Raw genomic sequence first — 19,987 nt, 5'->3', positions numbered from 1 at the left:
CTTCACTTGCCCTAGTATGCGGCATCTTTTACTACGCAGTGACTCGTAGGAATATGAGGAAGAAACTCTCCCGTCCCCGTATCCTTATCGGCGACTCTTCGCGGTCCATGTTGGCCTTTCTTGAGATTCTCCTTGAGTCTCAATATGATATCGTCGCGTCGGAGACCGAAGGCGAAGCATTGGTGCTGACCGCGAAACGCCTAACTCCGGATTTGGTGATCCTGGATTTCTCATTGTCGTTCCTGGACGGCCTTTCCATCGGTCGTCAACTTCAGGATGCGGTACCGAGCAGCAGGGTCGTCTTCTTTTCGTCGCACGAAGACCCGGCCTATGTTATGGCGGCCTTTGAAGTGGGGGCGATGGCGTACTTGGTGAAACACTTGACGGTCGATCTGGGGCATTACCTGAGCCGGGTGTTGCAAGGTGAGCGGGTCTGTTGTCCGGATGATTTACAGAAGCGAGCAGGGCGGCAGAAAAAGAAGTAAGGCCGGGCGTTGGTGAACGAGCTGAGTCGTGCCAAAGGAGACCAAGGATGGTCCGAGTCGTACCAATGTGTGAGTTGTGCCGGCGGGTTCGTGATGATGGGTTTTCCTCGAGAGGGACACACTGCTGGGTCGACTTCCCCAGTTACCTTGCGCGGCATGTGGTGGCTCCTTCGCAGGTGCGATTTTCGAGAAACTACTGTAGCGAGTGCCGGCTGTCGTACGACATCTTGAAGACCTACGGCGGTGCCATGAGCTAACGCTCCTGCTCCCTGAGTCGTACCTGTCAGGCGGCATACGACGCAGTTCGGTCGTGTGCGGTTCCTGCCGGGAGTACTCGTGGGCTCTTCCCGGGACCGTCCATCGGACAGGTGAGGCGTTCCATCCCGTCTGCTGCACATTCTTTGATCTCTTCGCTTATGTTACGATCTCCGGATGACGCCGCCCCTGCCGTTTCATCCCATCATCAACGACTGGTTCACAGGACGGTTCGCCTCTGCGACGGAGGTGCAGCTGCGGGCCTGGCCGGCCATTCAATCCGGCTGCGACCTCTTGATCTCTGCGCCGACAGGATCCGGAAAGACGTTGGCCGCCTTTCTCTCCTGCATCGACACCCTGTTTCAGCAGGCGGTGCGCTGCGATCTTCGAGATGAAACCCAGATCCTCTACGTCTCACCGCTGAAAGCGCTCAGCAACGACGTCCAGAAGAATCTCCAACAGCCGCTCGCCGAAATCGGTCAGGCTGCTTTGGCCGCCGGGTTTCTGCTGCCGGACCTGCGGGTCGTCGTGCGGACCGGCGACACACCGATGACCGAACGCCAGCAGATGCTGCGGCGGCCGCCGCATATCCTGATCACGACGCCTGAATCCCTCTTTATTCTTCTCACCGCGGAAAAAAGCCGGGCGATGTTGCGCACGGTGCGCACAGTGATTGTGGACGAAATTCATGCGGTTGCACCCAACAAGCGAGGGGCGCACCTGGCGTTGTCCCTGGAGCGGGCAGCAGTGTTGGCAGGGGGGGCCGTCCAGCGGATCGGCCTCTCGGCGACGCAGCGACCTATCGACCTCATCGCTCACTTTCTGGGCGGCAGTGGCTCGCACGTCTTCGTGAATCGCGATATCGCTGCGTCTGAAGCAGAACTGGGTGAGAGACGAGGCGGGCCCAAAGACGTGGCCATCATTGACGTGGGGCACCGTCGCGATATGGATCTTGCCGTCGAGGTGCCGAAAGACGAACTCGGCGCGGTCGCCACCAATGCCGTTTGGAGCGACGTCTACGACCGGGTGGCCGCCCTGGTCGAAGCCCATCGCTCCACGCTGGTGTTTGTGAATACTCGCCGCCTGGCAGAGCGGGTCTCCCATTACCTGGAGGAGCGGCTCCGGCATCTGGGCGACGATGTTGTGGCAGCGCACCACGGAAGTTTGTCTCGCGAGATTCGCTTGTCGGCAGAGGATCGCTTGAAGACGGGGGCCGTACGCGTGGTTGTGGCGACCGCATCATTGGAGCTTGGCATCGATGTCGGCACAGTCGATCTCGTGTGTCAGATCGGTTCGCCCCGTTCCATCGCGACCTGTCTGCAACGCATCGGCCGGGCCGGGCACTGGATTCATGCGATCCCCAAAGGCCGGCTCTTTGCCACCACACGCGACGAATTGATCGAATGTGCCGCGTTAATCCGGGCGATCAGAGGCGGGGTACTGGACTGTATCGAGGTGCCGCCCGCACCGCTGGATGTGTTGGCGCAACAGATTGTCGCCGCGGCCGCGACGCAGTCCTGGGATGAGACGGAATTGTTCGACCTGTGCCGACGGGCCATGCCCTATCGCGATCTCACCCGGGCCTCATTCGACGCGGTGGTGAAGATGTTGGCCGAGGGATTCGTGACGAGCCGAGGTCGAGGGCGGGCCTATCTCCACCATGATCGCATCAACCATCACATCAGGGGTCGCCGTGGCGCCAGACTCGCGGCCATCACCTCCGGCGGCGCCATTCCTGATACGGCCAACTATGCGGTGATCGCCGAGCCCGACGGCACGGTGGTCGGATCGGTGGATGAGGATTTTGCGGTTGAAAGCCTGGCAGGGGACATCATGCTGCTGGGCAATACGTCCTGGCGAATCAAAGGGGTAGAGACCGGCAAAATGCGGGTCGAAGATGCGCAGGGCGCACCCCCCACCATTCCGTTTTGGCGTGGGGAAGCCCCGGCCAGGACGGCGGATCTGTCCGCGGAGGTGGCGGCGCTCAGGGCCGAGATCGACCGGCGCGTGGACACCACGGAGACCGACCCGGCGCGTTCCACACCACCGGTGCAGTGGTTGACCCGTGAGTGCGGACTGGATCAGCGTGGGGCGCAACAAGCGGTTGCGTACATACTGGCGGGAAAGGCGGTGCTCGGCACGGTTCCGACGCAACAGACCATCATTGCCGAGCGGTTCTTTGACGAGAGCGGCGGAATGCAACTGGTGATTCACGCCCCGTTCGGCGGACGAGTGAATCGCGCCTGGGGGCTGGCGCTGCGAAAACGTTTTTGTGTGACCTTCGATTTCGAACTCCAGGCCGCGGCCACGGACGAAGGCATTGTGCTGTCGCTGGGGGAGAAACACAGTTTTCCCCTCGATACGGTGTTTGCGTTTCTGAACCCAGGGACCCTGCGCGAGGTGTTGACGCAAGCTGTCCTGCAGGCCCCCATGTTTATGACGCGCTGGCGTTGGAATGCCTCGCGTGCCCTGGCCTTGCTCCGATTTGTCGGCGGCAAACGTGTCGCGCCGCAGATTCAGCGGATGCGTGCCGAGGATCTCCTTGCGGCGGTGTTTCCCGATGCGATTGCCTGTCAGGACAATTTTCAGGGGGCGCGCACGATCCGTCAGATTCCCGACCATCCCTTGGCTCAGGAAACCATCCGGGATTGTTTGACCGAGGCGATGGATCTCGATGGGCTGATCGCAGTGCTGGATCGTATCGAACGCGGCGCGATAGCCTGCCGCGCCATCGATACGCCCTTACCCTCCGTCTTTTGTCATGAAATCTTGAATGCCAATCCCTACGCGTTTCTCGACGACGCTCCGCTGGAGGAGCGCCGGGCGCGGGCGGTCGACATGCGGCGGACTCTGCCTCCGGAGTTGGCAGGCGAGATGGGCGCGTTGGATCAGACCGCCATCGAGCAGGTCATCGACGAATCGTGGCCGGTGGTGCGCGATGCGGAAGAGTTCCACCATGCGTTGTTGTCCCTTGGGTGGGTGCCCTGCGCGTGCATGCCCGGTTGGGACCTCCTCGTGCCGGCCCTGTCGGCTGCCGGCCGCCTGATGACAGTGTGGCAGGGAGAGACGAAGCTGGGCTGGTTGGCTGCGGAGTGTCGGCAGTACGGGGAGCAGCTGTTTCCGGATGCCAGGATCGAACCCGTCGCCACGTGTGCGGACACAGAGGTGCTCGAGCGGGAAGAGGTCCTGACCCGTATCGTGTTGGGCTGGATGGAGAGTATCGGGCCGACGACGGCCGAAGACCTGGCCGCTCGCCTGCACCTGTCGGTTGAAGATGTGAACGGGGCGATGTTGCGATTGGAAGCGCAAGGCCATGTGCTCAGAGGTCGCTTTTCAGCTCAGGCCTCACGATCGACGAACGGGGCCATGGAGTGGTGCCATCGTCGTCTCCTCGCGAGAATCCATCGTCTCACCATTGGTCGGCTGCGCAAGGAGATCGAGCCTGTCACGGCGGCGGAGTTCATGCGGTTCCTATTCCAATGGCAACGGGCCGCACCCGGCGCGCGTTTGCATGGAGAGGCGGGGTTGCTGGAGGTGGTGAAGCAACTCGGTGGGTTCGAGGCGGCGGCGTCCGCCTGGGAGACACAGATCCTGCGCGTCCGCATGGCCAGGTATCAACCCGAGTGGCTGGACCGACTCTGTCTGAACGGAGCGCTGATGTGGGGGCGGTTGACGCCTCATCCACGCCTGATGCAGGAGTTGGCGACAGTGCCCGGGCGTCGGGTCGTTCCAACCCGCGTGGCGCCGGTCAGTCTGTTTGCGCGTGAAGATGCGCCGGTCTTGCTTGCAGTGACGGGAGAAGAGTTGGCGCGATTGGATCTCTCTGCCAGACTCAGTGCGTCGGCACAAGCCATTCGACGGTGCTTGCAGGATCGTGGCGCCAGTTTTTTTAGTGAGCTCCTGCATGGAACCAGGTTGTTGGCCTCTGAAGTGGAGGACGGGTTGTGGGAGTTGGTGGCTGCCGGGCTGGTAACGGCCGACGGCTTTGACAATCTGCGCGCACTCATCGATCCCAAGCGTCGGCGAGCGGAGGCGTCCGATCGCAGTCGTCGGCCTCGCCATGTCGGCGGCCGTTGGTCGCTGCTGAGACCGGCCACCGTGTCATCCGATCCGCGCGCGGCGGCAGCGGCCACCGAGCGTGTGGCCAGGCAGCTGTTGCAGCGATACGGCATCGTATTCCGGGACTTGTTGGCGCGTGAGTCGATGGCATCTTCCTGGCGGGATCTGTTGGTCTGTTATCGGCGGCTCGAATTCACTGGGGAGGTTCGCGGTGGCCGGTTTGTGAGCGGCTTTACGGGAGAGCAATTCGCGTTGCCGGCAGCGTTGGAATCCTTGCGGGCGATGAAAAAGCGCCCGGGTAGCGCGCACCAGCAGGAGATTACCCTGTCGGCTGCCGATCCGCTGAATCTGGCCGGCGTGATCCTGCCGGGTCCGCGAGTGGCCGCCGTGCCGTCGAATCTTGTGGTGTTTCGCGACGGAATGGTGGTGCGCACGGTGACCGGGCGTGACACGAACGACCGCCGGGAGTCGCTTCTCCTGGAAGTGGCCCGGCGGGATACTCGCCTCTGATCAAATCAGCGAGGCCGGAATTGCGAGCACCGGGCAGCGCGCCCCGCGCAGCACGCGTTCGGTCGTGCTCCCGCGCAAGAGGTCCAACACGCTGTCCTGTCCTTTCGTCGCCATCACGATCAAATCCACATCGAACTCAGCCCCGGCCGCCAGAATCCACTCCACGGGGTCGCTTTTTCCAAACAGCTGGTTCCAGGACCAATCAGGCTTCTCCGGGAGCACTAAGGCAGTGGTGTCCGGTTCCTTCCCTGCGTGAACGAGGGTGAACGTGACCGGTGACACGTTCACTTGCGTGACCAGGGTGGTGGCTGCATCAATGGCTGGTTGGGAGGGCGGGGTAAGCGAGATCGGTAAGAGGACCCGGTGCAGCGAGGTCTTCCCGCTGTCGCCGGCGACGAAGCCCTGGACATGCGACGGCACAAACAGTGTCTTCACATGCATGTGCCGGGAGACCGGTTCCGCCAGCGAGTGATGCGTCCATCGGGCGAAGCCTTCATGCTGGTGCGTGGACAGGACCATAAGATCGGTTGGAGTGGTCGTCAGGTGGTGAATGATGGCTTGCTTGGCGTCGGCGGCCAGGGCTCGCACCTTGCGGATGTGCACGCCGAGTGTCGTGACATCGCTCTTGGTGCTGGATTCCGAGAGCAGCCCCCATTTCGCCAGCGTCGGCCGTACGCGGGGAAAGTCCTCGAATCCTTCCGGCGACACATCGGGATCCACGTGCATGATGGTCAGTTCGGCGCGATACGCCACGGCTAATTTGAGCGCGTGGGCGAACGCCACCTGACTATCTTCTGAAAAATCTGTCGGATGGAAGATGCGGTGAATCACAAGCGGCGTATTCGGCGCATGCATGTCGATGTCGAACTCCGGTGAGGTGCAGTGGGTCGAATTGTGACTGGCCCGTGTCCGCTCAGCGGGCCGACGCCTGTAGATCGTTCACCAGGTCAGTGGCCGAGGGGTTCGTTGATCGGCTCCACCGGGTGAAGACTTCCTGTACCGTCGGTTGATAGGCCGGGCTGCCGGATGCGGCGGTGAGCGAGTTGAGCGACGCGAGGTATTCACCCTGTCCGCGTGCCGCATCAGTTTCCAGATTCTCCGCGGTATAGGCGGTGAATGCCGCTACCTTGTGTTCCGGTCTCAGCAGGCCGTCCTCGTTCCACCAGATACGACCGGAGGTCGTGCCGGTGATATTCGAGGTCGTATCCGTCGTTTCCTTGAAGGTGGCTTTCAGGGAACAGGCCGAAAGCAGCAGGAGAAATAGCCCGCCGAATGCGGCAATCATCGGGCGATGGCCGGTGGTCATGGGTGAATCCTCCTTGTTGTGCACCAGAGATAGATCACGCTCATGGCGCCCGACTATACCATAGTCATCGAGGAAATAAGCCAGGAAGCGTCGGGGCAGCCGGGTCGACAAGGAGGAAGCGGTTGACAATGTCCTGAGGCATGAGCACAATCGCCGGGTCCTTGATGGGGCACGAGTTCGGGCGAGGCGTCCTGGTGATCTCTCAGCACCCAGGAGCGGACGCACCCTGGTATCACAAGGAGGATCGAACATGACGAGACGCGTTGGCAGCTACGTACTGGCAGGCCTCATCTGTGCCGCACCGGCGATGGGGGCGGAATCGGTGCCTCTCAAGCCGGGGGAGTATCAGGTGACGGCGGTCACGGAAAGTAGTAGCGGCGAGGCAGGCAAGCCGGATACGCATAGCCGGTGCCTGAAGGAAGAGCACCTGGCCAATCCCGACGCGGTCTTTAATTATTATGCTCTGAATGGCTTCAAACCCAATCCGGCGAATAAAGTAATGAACGTCTCGATGCATGGTGGGAACATCAGCTATGACATCGAAGGGGTCTATGCGATCACTCGCGTGGAAGGCACGGTGTCGGGCACCAGTTTTTCTGTGGTTCGGAAAGCCACCCCAAAGGGAGACAAGGCGCTTTCGGTCACGATGAAAGTCGATGGAAAGCGAACGGGCGAGTGCACCTCTAAGTAACCGGCCGATTCGAAGGTCCTGAGCCTACCGCGTTCGCGCAGGTGTGAGGAGGCCGGATTCTCCCGGCCTCCTCTGTCGCTGCCAGTGTGCCTAGTTTACCCACAATCGTTGATACCACGGTGTTTCATCCCCGGCGGGCCGTGACGCGATGTGCATCGCATGGCGGATGTCCTCGATCCTCCATCCGGTCAATGAGGCCAGGGTCTGGGCCTCGCGCTCATAGCGTTCCCGTAACTGTTCTCGGTAGGTGGTGGCCGCCGCGCACGCATCCGTTCCGGTCCAGGCATGACGAATGATATAGCGCGCCTGGAAGTTGGCGCGATCCGACGTCTCCTGAAACACGAGATCTTCCGGAAAGTGCGCGGCATCGTACCGAACATGCAGCCGTGTGAGAAACACGTTCTGGCCTTGCGGGAACGATCTCCCGCCACGGCCTTGGGGCTCCTGCCAGAAGACGCCCAGGTTGCGCAGTTCTTCAGCCGACAGCGGATTGGCGGCGCAGGGATCACACCAGTTCATGTCCCAGGCATATTCGAGGAAGAGGCCGCGCTGGTTCTCCCGCTTGACCTGTTGGGAGAAGAGGTCCCGATAGAAATCGCCGAACCGGTCCTTGACGTAGATCGGCACGTCCTGGGCCTCGGGAACGCGCACGGTCCGATAGTTCGTCGTCTCCACCCGTCCTTGTTTGGTCAACAGATAGATGAACAATTCCTGCATGCCGTCGGCATTCACCGTCCCGAGGCGGATCGGCAGCATGAACTTCGGCGATTCGAAGGCAATCTGCAACGGCCGGAGGTGCGTCAGCCCAAGTTTGGCCTGCTCGCCCACGTTCACCTTGGCCACGAAAAATTTCATCCCTTGTTTCAGGTAGCTGTGAAGGACCAGGGACGCTCCCTTGGGGATTCTATATTCGTGCTCGGTCAGCCAGGTTTCGAGTCCGGCACTTTCCTGGGCCGAGAGGATGAGGATGTCATATTCCCCGACGGTGTATTGCGCCTCGATGGTGATCCCCAGGGCCTGCTCACGTGCCTTCGATGAGGCCGCAGCCGGCGCCATGCTTTTCATGGCGTCCATGCTCCGGCGCTCCGTCAAGTCGTACCGGCGGCAGGGATTCTCGTCGAAGTATTCCACGAGCCGCGGGGCCGAATAGTCGGCGAGATGTTTGAGTATTGCTGCGTCGCCCACGTGGATCTGCCCTTTCTCCAGAATGGTCGGCACCGGCACGACCAGGGCGAACTCCTTCGCGTCGCCCTCGTAATCGTTTGCCATGGTGATCACTGTTTTATTGTCGTGCCGAGCGATGGCCACCTCCGAGGCCTTGTTGAACAGCGTGCTGTCGGCCTTGCCGACGTAGAAGCCGCAGAAGGCCGACGCCTCGGCGCCGCAGAAGAACAGCCCCGCAGCGAATGTCAGAACGGGAACCAGCCAACGTCTCATGAAAACCTCCTTGGTTGTGAAATGGACAGGGGATGCGGCACCGAAATCAGAGGGGATGCGTCATGAGATGATGCGACGGGCCAGTCGTAGTGCTGACCCGGCAGCCAGGCATCGATCAACGGCACAAGTGGTGCGCAGACGATGAGCCCCCACAGGGGCGCATTGGGGCGAAACAGGTTGAACTGGACATAGTAAGCGGTGAGGGCGACGCAGAAGGCGTACATGATCCGTCCCGAGCGGGAATCCGGCGTGGTCTTCGGGTCCGAGATCATGAAGAAGGAAAAAATCAGGAGGGCACCGGTTTCGAGTTGATGCAGTGGAATCGTCATGGGATCGCCGAGCCAGAGGCTGCGTCCGACCAGCAGGCCGACATAGGCGCAGAGGAATGTCAGCGTCACATCGGCTCGCGCGGCACGAGTCACCACCAGGCCTCCGAGGCAAGCCACGAGAAAGCCGAACCAGGCGGTCTGGCCCCACTGGCCCGGGGAGATCCACCCTAGGCCGGCTGCCAAGGTGACGGCCAGCGCGAAGTTGGTCGGGTTAAAGAGATGCTTGTTGCGCCGGTGAAAGAGGAACTTGCTGGATATCGCCAGGAGCGCCGCCGCCGCCGACACGGCTAGCTCGTTCGTGCGGAGGAGCAGGCAGAGCGAGAGTCCGGAGATGAGCGCACTCTTGGGATCGAATGCAGGCAGACCGACGAGGCGGGTCGCGGTATACTGCGCCAACAGCGCGGTTCCGATGGTGACGACGATTTGTTCGCACGAGACATCGAAGTGGAGCCAGCCGAACCCGTACGATAGCAGCGCGCTAAGGCTCAGGATCTGGTAGAGACGGGGATCGAGTGGAGTCGCTGAGGTTCTGGGCTGGGACGAGGTGTGAGTCTGCTCCATGATGTCTCCCTTCACCGGAGGATATGGAGCGAGAAGGCAAATCCTTTCACGTCTTCGACGGCTAGGGAGATCCCTCATTGAACAGTTGATACAGGCCGCATATGATTGAAAAGATAGAGGCGGTCCAAGGAGAGACAGATGCTGCACCGTGCGCTGTGCGCTGTTCTGTTCATGATGTTGGTCGGGGGCTGTTCGCTGGAACAGGAGCTGTCCCGAACACCCAGGACGGCGGTGGAGCAGGTCCTGTTGACGCAAGCGGTGACGCACGCCCTCACAAACCTTACCTTGCGGTTGCCTGCCGGCGTGAATGTCGAGCTGGATGCGACGGGTCTTGAAAGCGATCGGTCCCGTCTACGCATGACCAATTCGGACCTGGGTACCTTGAACAGTCCCAACCGCGATATTCTCTACATCCGGGATACGGTGGCGGCGGAATTGGGGCGTCGCGGGTATCTGGTGCGGGCGCGCGACATGGAGACGCCGTATCTGGTGCGCGTGATGGCCGAGTCATTCGGCACGATGCAGGGCGTGACGTTCTTCGGCATGCCGCCGGTTCAGAGTGTGTTGATTCCCTTCGCGCTTCCGGAACTGACGCTGTACAAGCAGCAGAATCAGAGCGGGTATGCGCGACTGCACCTGGACATCTACGACAATCGCACCGGTGAATTTCTCGGGTCGTCCGCCACCCTGGTGGGCCGCACGTTTTATAATCAGTACACGCTCTTATTCTTTCTCACCTGGAATCGTACTGATATCGATGCTCCACCGTGATGGTGATGCCCGCGAAGGGCAGCTGCCGTTCTGTCCACGCCTCAGCCTCTCTTCGCCCTCCTTGCATCGTCTCCGGTATACTCGGTCCCATGCTTGAGCTGTTGATTGTCGCGGGAAGTCTGGGCCTGATCGGGTTGATCGGTCTGGTGACCGTCATGGTCACCCCGCCCATGATGGTTGAATACGGGCTCTGGACCCTGGCTGCCGGTCTGGTGATCGGGATTCCCACCGGATGGTGGTATCACGTGGTGCTCTATCGGACGCTGGCAGGACGAATGCCGATGCCCTCACAGTGGTGGCGAAAGCCGGTTGCCCTGCACCCTCTCCTGACGGCGGACGAATATCCTCGCATCCGACGGTGGTTTGTGGCAGGGGCCTTGGGGTTTGTTCTGTATGTGAGTGGCGGGCTGGCGGCGATGGCCGGGCTGTTGGTATTGCGGTGGTATCCCTGACCGCGAGATGTGGCGGTGTATCGAGTTACCGGCTGACGGGAATCTCGACCGCGATTTGGGCAGCGGGCGACGCCTCGGGGTTCACCACGTACGTCGCCGACTCCTGCTGGCCGGTGGCGTCGCCCGGTGAGATCGTTTCGACGAGGAGATTGCCTGAAAACCGATCGAGCATACCGACTTCTTGCATGGTGAGCGGACCGAAGGGTTTGGGTGAAAACCGGAGGACCAGATCAAGCAGGCCGCTCTCTGCCGGAGGCGGCAGGGGAATGTCGGTACGGGTACGTGCCACGGCCTTGAGCGAAATTTTGCCGGTTTCTTGCGGTGGCCACCACAGCCGCGTTCCGGCAGAGCCGAGGTTCTGGAGAAGTTGCAGATAACCGTCCTGTGTCGTCTCTACCAGCAGGCGAACCGGTTCTCGACTCCTGGCGGCGATGGCCCTGCTGACCTCCTGGTTTTGTCCGTCACTTCCCCGGAGTGCAAAGCTGTATCGCACCCCCAACACCGTTGGTGACCCGGCGCCGCGTGCCTGTTCTTCCGCCTTCACGGCGGCTCCGGCGGATGGCGCACCTCCTCCGTAGTAGAGGGCACGGGCGCTTCGGGCCGGCGCTGGCGCTGCTGTGGCGGATAATGCGGAGGGGGCAGGCCTGGGTACTGGGGCAGCGGCCGGTGCTGCGGGGGACGGCGCGTCCGCCGGTCGCGCGCGGTCTTCCGATAGGCGTGGTTGTTCGGCGGCAGCACGCATGTTTTCAGCAGGGGCCTGCTTGGCGGCATCGGCCCGCTGGCGCTTGGCTGGTGTCTCGCGCTTCGCCTCTTGCGTCATCTTCGGCAGGGGGCTCTTCTCTTTCGCCGATGACGTTGATTCTGCCGCTGGCTGTGGAGGCGGCAGGGCGCGTGATGGTGAGGGATTCACCGGAGCGGGGGAAGCCGGTTCCTCGGTGGCGACCGATCGGGCCTGCCGATCGAGACTCTCCTGATAGATGTGTATGCCAAAGGTGAGGGCGAAGAGGATGGCCGCGAGGCCTCCGGCCCACGCCAGTCCGGACGGTGTTCGGAGCCAGTTCAACCAGGGCATCGATGGTTCAATTCCTGACGTCGCCGGTTGCCTGAGGGCTTCCAGCAGTCGGCGTCGCACCTCGGGATCGGCGAGCAATTCCTTCAGCCCCTGCTCATCCGCCAGCGCATCGAACAGCCGCTGATCGTTCAACGCCGCGGCATAGAGGCGCTGCTGCTCCTCGGCCGTCAGCGTATCAGCTGCGAAGCCGCCCAACAATGTGTCCAGTTCGTGCTCAGCCATGGAGGATCGTCGCTCGGGATATGCTATGCGTGGTCTGTGGAGCAGACCGCTCATGGGGCAATCTGGACGCCATCCTTATTCCCACGTTCCCCCCATCAGACTCAATAACTGCTTCCGGCAGCGCAAGTCCCAGGTGTAGATGGTGTTGATGGAAGCCTGGCCCATGAGTTTCTGAATCTCCGGAAACGTGTGCCCCTCCAGCTTCCACTTGAACAGGTCCCGGCAGCGGTCTCCGAGTTGCGCCACGGCCGCCAACAGGCGGGCGACGCGCTGCTTTTGATCCAATTGCATGGCCGGGTCATCTCCGGGATTGGTCAGCGGCAGATCCTCAATCGCGTCTTGATTATACTCACCCCGTCGCAGCGATTTGCGGTGGGCATCCAACATTCTGAATCGGAGTATCTGAAACGCCAGCGGGACCAGTTCGGTCAGCTCCGTCACATGCGCATACTTCTCGTGTAGCAGAACCAGCACCTCCTGGGTGAGATCTTCGGCGAGGTCCCTCGAAACCCGTGATGTCGCGAAGGCCAGAATCCTTTCGCGCAGGCTGTGTAAGATGGTGTCCCGGTACATGGCCGATCCGGTTATCCTCGGGGAGACGCCGATGCGGGGGTGAGGAGGTCGCCGATCGAACGAAACCCCAGCGTCAGGCCCCGACAGACTTCAACCTGCCGATCGAAGTGGTTCGTGGTCTTGATGATGTTGCGCAACGTGCCGAGTGCGACGCGGCCCCAGGCTACCGCATGGAAGACGGAGAGCGGATAGTCCGTGCCGAAGAGGAAGCGTTTGTGCATCTCGGGATAGGTTCTCAGCCGGAGCAGCATTCGCATCCGGTTCGGCAGCGTCAGGGCAGAAATAGCTGCATAGAAACGGGGATACCGCTGCACCAGGTCGCGTCGCGTCGGCAGGAACTTTTTATACGGGAGCACACCATAGCTGCAGGCGTGGGCGGCGATGACCGTGACGCCTTCATCCAGTGCCGGCCGCAGGCGGTCTGGATCACCCACCGATTGGTTCTTCCCGATCAAGCTGAATTCGTAGCCGACATGGCTCAGGAACGGGAGCTTGCGCTCGGCGAGGGCGCGATCATAGTCCTTGTACCGCGGGTTGGCCGGGTCGAATTGTTTGGCGTTGGGGAGCACCTTCACCAGGACGGCTCCCGCGTCCGCACAACGATGCAGTTCGTCGATGGCGTCGCGCCGTTGCGGGTTGATGGACACTCCGGCCAGCAATTCATCGGGATGCGCTCGCGCGGTGTGTCCGGTGAGAGCCGGTGTTTCCAGAGCAGGAATCGGAACAGTGGACCCCGGAGCGTTTTGCGGGAGATGTCGCATCCGTCGTCGCCATTCGGCGGTGCCGCGAGATGCACATGGCAGTCGATCAGGGATTTCATCGTGAGGCTTGATATCACTCCTCGGAACTCCCGCCGCATCTCGGTTGTGCTCGCTTCGCGAGTCCTGTGTCACGACGCATGGAGGCCCAACCGTTCCATGGCGATCCGTTTCAAGGCCCGGAGATCCAACTTGCCGGTTCCCAGGATCGGGAGCGCCTCGACCTTGAGACAATGGCTGTGCGAGGGGAGAAAGAGGTTCGGGAGACCGGCGGCGGCCGCTTTTGCCAGGATCTGTGGAATCCGCTCTTCCGGCAAGGTGTGCAGGACGGCCAACTGTTCGCCCTTTCGTTCATCCGGGACGCCGGTGACGGCACAGACTTGCAACTCTTCGCCTGACGCCAATTGCAGGGCCTCCTCCACGCGTCGATGAGGCACCATTTCCCCGCCGATCTTGGAGAATCGCGACAGCCGATCCGTGATGGTCAGAAATCCATCGTCGTCCAGTGTGGCGATGTCACCGGTAATATACCATCCGTCCCGGATCGCCTGAGTGGTTAAGTCTTCACGGCCGAGGTACCCGTTCATCACATTCGATCCCTTCACGAGCAACATGCCAGGTGTCCCGGGCGGGAGTAATGCGAAGGTGTCGGGATCGACGATGCGAACGGACACACCGGGGAGCGGTTGGCCGACCGTGCCACGCCGGGAGGCCGGTTGAAAGAATCCGGCTGCGCGGAAGTCGGGACAATTCACGGCGATCACCGGGGCGCACTCGGTCACGCCATACCCCTCGATCGGTCCGATGCCGAACCGGTCCTCGAAGGATTGGCAGAGGCGCAGCGGGAGTTTTTCCGCCCCGGTGAGCACCACTCGCAGCGTGCTGAATTGTTCCGGGGTACAGCGGCGTTGATAGAGCTGTAAAAACGTCGGTGTGCAGACTAGGAACGTGAGGCGGTGTTTGGCGCAGAGTTCACCGATGGCTGTCACGTCGAGCGGTGAGGGATGGAAGACGGTTGCGGCACCGTTGAGCGTGACATACCAGAACACCAGATATCCGAATGAATGAAAGAGCGGGAGGATGCCAAGGATGCGATCGTCCCGGTCCAGCGGGAGCACCTGCGAAACCGCTTGGACATTGGCATCGATGCTGAAATGGGTCAGCATGACGCCTTTCGGCTCGCCGGTGCTGCCGCTGCTGAAGATGATGGTCGCAAGGTCATCCATCGTGACCGGCCGGGTCTGCCCGCAGGCCGATTCGATGAGCCTAAGCGGGGCGAGCAGCGCGAGGAGTGCGGCGAGGGCTTTTTGCTGCGGGTTGATGGCGGCGCCGATGTCTTCCAGCCAGATGATGACAGGTCCCTCAGGTAGGTCGAGGTTGGCTTTCTCGATGAACGCCCGGCTGGTGACGATGGTGCGCAGCTGGGCCTGTCGGACCGCGGATTCAAGTCCGGCCTTGCCGACTGTGTAGTTGAGATTGACGCAGGTTCGGCCTGCCAGTGAGGCCGCGACCGTCGTCAGGGCTCCGGCGACCGTCGGTGGCAGCAGTAGTCCCACATATGATTGGTCCGTCCAATGGGCTTTGAGCGCACGTGCCAGGGCGATGGCGCCGATCAAGGCTTGCAGCGAGGAGACGTGCGGCTTTTGCCTATCGGCCATGGCCAACCGGAAGGGATGCCGGCGCATCGCATGGACAAACGCGGCGTGTAAGGGACGCCTGGTGGGTTTTCTCAGTTGCCAGGCCGCTTCACCGAGTTCTCTCACCAATCGGCGGAGTTCATGGGCGGGCGTGTCGGCGCTCACCGGGGTGCCGAACGACACGGTGACGGGATAGGGCAGACGCTCCGGCCATTTGGTCACGAACCGTCCTCCGACAAAACTGAAGATGCTGCCCCACACGCGGTCTAGATGCACTGGTACGACCGGAACGTCTCGACCTTTCACAATCCGTTCGAAACCTCGGCGGAACGGCAGGAGGTTGCCGGTGCGGGTGATCTGGCCTTCCGGGAAAATGCAGACGATGTCGCCGGCGTCGAGTGCGTGGCCTGCGTCCCGCAAGGCGCGAAGGATGACACGTGGGCCGCCGTCTGACGAGATCGGAATCACTTGCAGGGCCTTCATGAAGGGCTTGAAGAGCGGGTGATTCACATATTGTGCGTCGACGACGAAGCGGATGGGACGATCCAGGCTGGCGATCAACAGAAACCCGTCGATGAAGGAAATGTGATTGGGCACGAGTAACGCCCCGCCGGTGACGGGAACCTGAGACTGCCCGACGATGCGGAGTCGATAGAGGGTATGTGTCAGGAGGACGAGGATCAGGCGCAGGAAGGTTTCGGGCATGAGCCACATGGCCCAGGCTGTGCCCAGGGTGGTGCCGAGCGCGGTCGCAAGGAAAATGCCGACAGTGGAGAGACCCGCATTGGCAAGGACGCCGCCGCTCAATGAGCCGAGAAGAATGCCCGTGAAGACACAAATGTTTTCCAGGGCGATGACCGAGCCTCGGCGGTCGTGCGGCGCGCGCCATTGCACCAGGGCATTGATGGGAATGAAGATCAGCGCGCTTGAGACACCCAAGGCCATCATCAGCAGGAGCGTGCCGCTGAACGCGGGGATCGCCCAGCCCAGAATCAACAAGAAGGTCGCGACTCCGGCCGCGCCCAGCGGGACGAGTCCGTATTCCACGTGTGAACGGGAGAGTCGGCTGACGACCAACGCGCCGACCCCGATGCCTACGGAGATCAGCGCCGAGGGGACGGTTGCCAACGCATCCGAGAGGCCCAGTACCGCTTTGGCGTACACCAGCACGTTTTGAACGACGAGGCTCGCGATGGTCCAGAAAAACACCGCGCCGGTAATGGCCAACCGGAGCAATCGGTCGGCCTGCAACGCAGAGAACGCGCCCCGCAAGGTGTCGAACAGGCCGCCGGCGGCACGCGCGGCTGGAACCGGCGGAACGGTCCAGGCTGCCACGAAGCCGGCCAGGGCGAGGAGGGTGAGGACGAGGGGGGCGAGCCAGGCCTGGCTGCCGGCGCCGGCCAACAGGAATCCTCCCGCCGTGGTGCCGGTCAAGATCGCCAGAAAGGTGAAGAGCTCCAACAGACTATTGCCGCGCGCGAGCTGTTCGTGGGGAAGCAATTCGGGAAGAATGCCGTACTTGGCCGGGCTGAAGATGGCGCTGTGGACCCCCATGCCGGCGAGTACGGCGAGTGCCCAATAGCCGCCGGTCGGATGCGAAAACAGGGCGAGGGTTGCGCCGGCCATGAGGAGTGTTTCCACCGCCTTCATCGTGATGATGACCGTGCGTTTGCTGAGCCGATCGGCAAAAAACCCGGAGATGAAGGAGGTCAGGACCAGCGGCAGGGTGAACACCACCATGGCAAGGGTGGTCTGCGTTTGCGATGCGGTTTCGACGTCTTGCCCGGGCGCGAGGGTTGCCGTGGCCGACCGGATGCCCAGTAGCGCAACCATGAATTTCCAGGCGTTATCATTAAAGGCGCCGCAGAACTGCGCGAAGAGCAGCCCTCGTAGCGGATGTGGGGTTCGTTGTGAGGAATCCGGCTGCGGATCGATAGGGGCCTCCCATGTCCAAGTGGTGAACGCCAGCGTCGTGTGTCGCTCCTCAGTCTGCCGAAACTGTCGGAATGATGCAATTACTTATCATGAGGACGGATCTGGGCTCTCCACCGGCAGTCCTTCGAGGGCCATAATGCGGAGGGCATTCGTCGTCGGGCAGGGGCCGGGCTTGAGCCGATAATCGAAATGCAGTGCGCCTTGCGCGACGGTTTCCTGAAAGTGCACATTGGTGACCGTCGGGAGCCGCCGCTCCAGTTCGGAGAGTTCAAGGTCGTGCGTGGTCACCAGGCCGAATCCGTTTCCTCCCGCGAGCGCCGTAATGAGGGCTCGTCCGCCGATCAGCCGCTCCCGGTTGTTCGTGCCTTTGAAGACTTCATCGATCAACCAGAGCACCGGCGGGGCCTGTTCGTTCCGGGTGTCGTCGAGGATCCTCTTCAGTCGTTTGACTTCGGCATAAAAAAACGAGAGGCCGCCATCGAGTGAGTCGTCGACACGGATGCAGCTGCCGATGCGGACCGGTGACCAGTTGAATGAGGTCGCGCACACCGGGCCTCCTGCCTGTGCCAGGCAGGTATTGATGCCGATGGTGCGGAGAAATGTGCTCTTGCCGGACATGTTGGAGCCGGTCACCAGGTAGATACGGCCTCGGCCGGTGAACCGGATCTGATTGGCGACACGGACGGCCGATGGAATCAGCGGATGCGCGAGGCCCTCGGCGTCGAGCATCGGCACATCGCCGCCGTCTTGCCCTCTCGCACGGGGTTCGACCAGGTCTGGCCAGCGATAGTCCGGGTGCAGGTGCGCGAAGGTGGCAAGCGATGCCGCTGCATCCAGTTCGGCCAGTAACTCGAACCACCCCGGTGCGATGGTGGCGATTCGGTCCTGCAATTGCTGCAGCCGATACGTGTGGTAGAGGTCCCAGGGGCCCAAGGCATTGATGAGGTAATGCACCAGCGGATGCGCACGTACGCTGAGTCGGTTCATGACGGACGCCGCCTGCCTGAGCGAGCGCGATGGCCGAGTGTGCTGTTGCAGGAGAGGTCGGCAGAGCTGTGCCAGGTGGGGGGTGAGCCGGTAGGTTCTTCGCTCTAAATACCCGAGTACTGCACTGAGCCGCTCGAGTTGGAGATGCAACGATTGGGCATGGTCGAAAATCTCTTCCGACCGACTGCGCACGGACAGGAACAGGAACGCGTAGAGTCCGAACGACAACATCCAATAGTTCCCGAGCCCGTATAGAAGATCCGCGAGCAGGAGTGCTGCGGTGGTGACGGTCAAGGCGGTTTCGGTAATCAACATGGGGATGAGGCCGGAGTCGTCGACCCGCTTCTGCAAGACGGCGAGGAGCCGCCGGCCGTCGATATCAGCGTCTTCCACGGCTTGCGCCTCCAGGATCAAGCGGTCCCGAAGCAGCGCGAAGGGGGTCAGTTCGCGGATGAGGGCCTGGCGGGTTCTCCACGCAACGGTGGGCGACGGCTGCTCCAGCAGCCACGAGGTCAGGCGTTGTCGGCCCTGCGACGAAATGGTGGTGTCGATCAGATGGAGCAACGAATGTGGGCCGGCGAGGTCCAGGTCTTTGGCATAGCCGTGCCGCTCCGGCACCGTGACAGGATGAAGCGGGATGTCAGGCCAATTCAGGTGAATGCGTGCCAGATGGGTCTGTTTGATGTTGCGCCAGCGGCGGAGTCGATGCAAGCGGTCTTCCAGCCTGTTATGATACCAGGCTACCGTTAGGAACAGGACGACGCTGAACGCGAGGGTCAGGTTGCCCGAGGTGGTCCATCCCATTTTATGCGGGATGATGGAGCCGACGAGTCCGAGCGCGAAGATGGCCAATCGTGCGGTGGTGAAGCGCGCGCTGCTGCGTCGGCCCATGTCCTCCAGCCGCGCCACGCGTCGGAGGCCTCGTAAGAAGATACGTTCGCGGGTGGATGACGAGTGTCTGTGTGAGACTCGTTGCATGATGGTGCTGACGATACTGGGAGTCTGAGATGACGTCAACCTCCAAGACCGATGTGGCTTCGGCCGATCCTCTGAGTTCCAGCCACCCGGGGGACTGGATTCAAGTCGACGTGCGAACGTCGATTGATGCCGGCGAGCTGCTGGGGATGTTACACGATCCGGCCGTGACAGGAGCCTGGCAGGAGGACGATCAGGTGCATCTCTATTGGCCGGGGGACCGCTGTGGGCCGGATACGTGGCAGGGCCTCAGGGCGGCGCTGGCACTGCTTGGGCAAGTGGATCCGGAACGGGCGATCACCATCAATCGCCTTCCCAATGAGGATTGGAATGCCCAGTGGTCGCGTTTGGTGGAGCCGATTAGGATTGGGCGTGTCATCATTCGGCCGAGTTGGAAGATCGTTCCGTTAGCCACAGGCGAGATCGAACTGGTCATCGATCCCAAGCAGGCGTTCGGAACAGGCCATCATGCGACGACATATCTCTTGATTGAGTGGCTCCAGCACTGTGTGGAGCCGACCGACCGGGTGCTGGATGTGGGAACCGGCAGCGGCGTGTTGGCGATGGTGGCGTTGCGGCTCGGGGCCGAGGCGGCCGTGGGGGAGGATTTCGACCCGGTGGCGATCGACTGTGCGCGCGAGTATGCGCAACTGAACGGGTTTGATGGACGATTGACGCTCGCTGTGCGTGAGGCCCAGGTGGAACGGGCAGAGGACTCGTTCACTCCCACCCTGGTCCTGGCGAATTTGGATCGACAGACGCTGTTGCTGGCTGCGGATAGTGTGTGCCGCTATGCGACTGGCGGCGCGCGACTGCTGCTGTCGGGCTTGCTGGTCGATCAACGGGCGGAGATCGAGGCCGCCTACGCCGCGCGCGGCGTCTATGTGAAGGCCGCGCGGGAGCGGGATGGGTGGCTCGCGTTGGAGGCGACGGCGATGGAATCGTGTGAAGGGGAACTCTGTACCTGAAGCC

General features: G+C 61.9%; 15 protein-coding genes. 6 read left to right on the top strand and 9 right to left on the bottom strand.

Annotated elements, in window-relative coordinates; translation table 11 throughout:
* Positions 1–53: 53 nt before the first annotated feature.
* Both JNL86_14160 and JNL86_14155 read left to right on the top strand, forming a co-directional pair.
* On the top strand, positions 54–485 hold the full coding sequence (locus JNL86_14160; protein ID MBL8044054.1) for a response regulator transcription factor: 432 nt from the start codon (positions 54–56) through the stop codon (positions 483–485).
* 432 nt (positions 486–917) lie between these two features.
* Complete coding sequence (locus JNL86_14155; protein ID MBL8044053.1) at positions 918–5,309, top strand: DEAD/DEAH box helicase; 4,392 nt, start codon at positions 918–920, stop codon at positions 5,307–5,309.
* On the opposite strand, the gene JNL86_14150 is transcribed toward JNL86_14155, so the two are convergent.
* A complete protein-coding gene (locus tag JNL86_14150; GenBank protein MBL8044052.1) occupies positions 5,310–6,164 on the bottom strand; it encodes a universal stress protein in 855 nt (284 codons plus the stop codon). It abuts the gene before it with no gap.
* 58 nt (positions 6,165–6,222) lie between these two features.
* Positions 6,223–6,615, bottom strand: coding sequence for a DUF3015 family protein (locus JNL86_14145; GenBank protein MBL8044051.1), 393 nt, complete (start codon positions 6,613–6,615; stop codon positions 6,223–6,225).
* A gap of 250 nt (positions 6,616–6,865) precedes the next feature.
* Here JNL86_14145 and JNL86_14140 point away from each other — a divergent pair, with 250 nt between their 5' ends.
* Positions 6,866–7,306, top strand: coding sequence for a hypothetical protein (locus JNL86_14140; GenBank protein MBL8044050.1), 441 nt, complete (start codon positions 6,866–6,868; stop codon positions 7,304–7,306).
* A gap of 90 nt (positions 7,307–7,396) precedes the next feature.
* Here JNL86_14140 and JNL86_14135 read toward each other — a convergent pair whose 3' ends face one another.
* Entirely contained in the window at positions 7,397–8,743 is a 1,347-nt protein-coding gene (locus tag JNL86_14135; protein MBL8044049.1) for a DUF2330 domain-containing protein, read from the bottom strand.
* The gene (locus JNL86_14130; protein MBL8044048.1) at positions 8,740–9,633 is read right to left on the bottom strand and encodes an RnfABCDGE type electron transport complex subunit D; all 894 of its coding nucleotides are present in this window, start codon (positions 9,631–9,633) and stop codon (positions 8,740–8,742) included. Before JNL86_14130 ends, JNL86_14135 begins: the two co-directional genes overlap by 4 nt.
* Positions 9,634–9,771: 138 nt before the next feature.
* Here JNL86_14130 and JNL86_14125 point away from each other — a divergent pair, with 138 nt between their 5' ends.
* On the top strand, positions 9,772–10,404 hold the full coding sequence (locus JNL86_14125) for a hypothetical protein (protein ID MBL8044047.1): 633 nt from the start codon (positions 9,772–9,774) through the stop codon (positions 10,402–10,404).
* Between the two features lie 89 nt (positions 10,405–10,493).
* The gene (locus JNL86_14120; protein MBL8044046.1) at positions 10,494–10,856 is read left to right on the top strand and encodes a hypothetical protein; all 363 of its coding nucleotides are present in this window, start codon (positions 10,494–10,496) and stop codon (positions 10,854–10,856) included.
* A gap of 25 nt (positions 10,857–10,881) precedes the next feature.
* Here JNL86_14120 and JNL86_14115 read toward each other — a convergent pair whose 3' ends face one another.
* The 5 genes from JNL86_14115 to JNL86_14095 form a co-directional block, all read right to left on the bottom strand.
* Positions 10,882–12,150, bottom strand: a complete 1,269-nt coding sequence (locus tag JNL86_14115; protein ID MBL8044045.1) for a hypothetical protein — start codon at positions 12,148–12,150, stop codon at positions 10,882–10,884.
* Between the two features lie 75 nt (positions 12,151–12,225).
* Complete coding sequence (locus JNL86_14110) at positions 12,226–12,723, bottom strand: sigma-70 family RNA polymerase sigma factor (GenBank protein MBL8044044.1); 498 nt, start codon at positions 12,721–12,723, stop codon at positions 12,226–12,228.
* Positions 12,724–12,734: 11 nt separating this feature from the next.
* Positions 12,735–13,484, bottom strand: a complete 750-nt coding sequence (locus JNL86_14105) for an amidohydrolase family protein (protein ID MBL8044043.1) — start codon at positions 13,482–13,484, stop codon at positions 12,735–12,737.
* A 128-nt stretch (positions 13,485–13,612) separates the two neighbouring features.
* Positions 13,613–17,053, bottom strand: a complete 3,441-nt coding sequence (locus JNL86_14100) for an MFS transporter (GenBank protein MBL8044042.1) — start codon at positions 17,051–17,053, stop codon at positions 13,613–13,615.
* Positions 17,054–17,140: 87 nt separating this feature from the next.
* Complete coding sequence (locus JNL86_14095) at positions 17,141–18,931, bottom strand: hypothetical protein (GenBank protein ID MBL8044041.1); 1,791 nt, start codon at positions 18,929–18,931, stop codon at positions 17,141–17,143.
* A 116-nt stretch (positions 18,932–19,047) separates the two neighbouring features.
* Here JNL86_14095 and JNL86_14090 point away from each other — a divergent pair, with 116 nt between their 5' ends.
* Positions 19,048–19,983 carry a 50S ribosomal protein L11 methyltransferase gene (locus tag JNL86_14090; GenBank protein MBL8044040.1) on the top strand — a complete coding sequence of 312 codons (936 nt, stop codon included), beginning with the start codon at positions 19,048–19,050 and terminating at the stop codon, positions 19,981–19,983.
* Positions 19,984–19,987: the final 4 nt, after the last annotated feature.

It is taken from the genome of Nitrospira sp. (assembly GCA_016788885.1).
Classification (GTDB): Bacteria; Nitrospirota; Nitrospiria; order Nitrospirales; family Nitrospiraceae; genus Nitrospira_A.
This window is presented reverse-complemented; position numbering and strand designations above follow the sequence as displayed.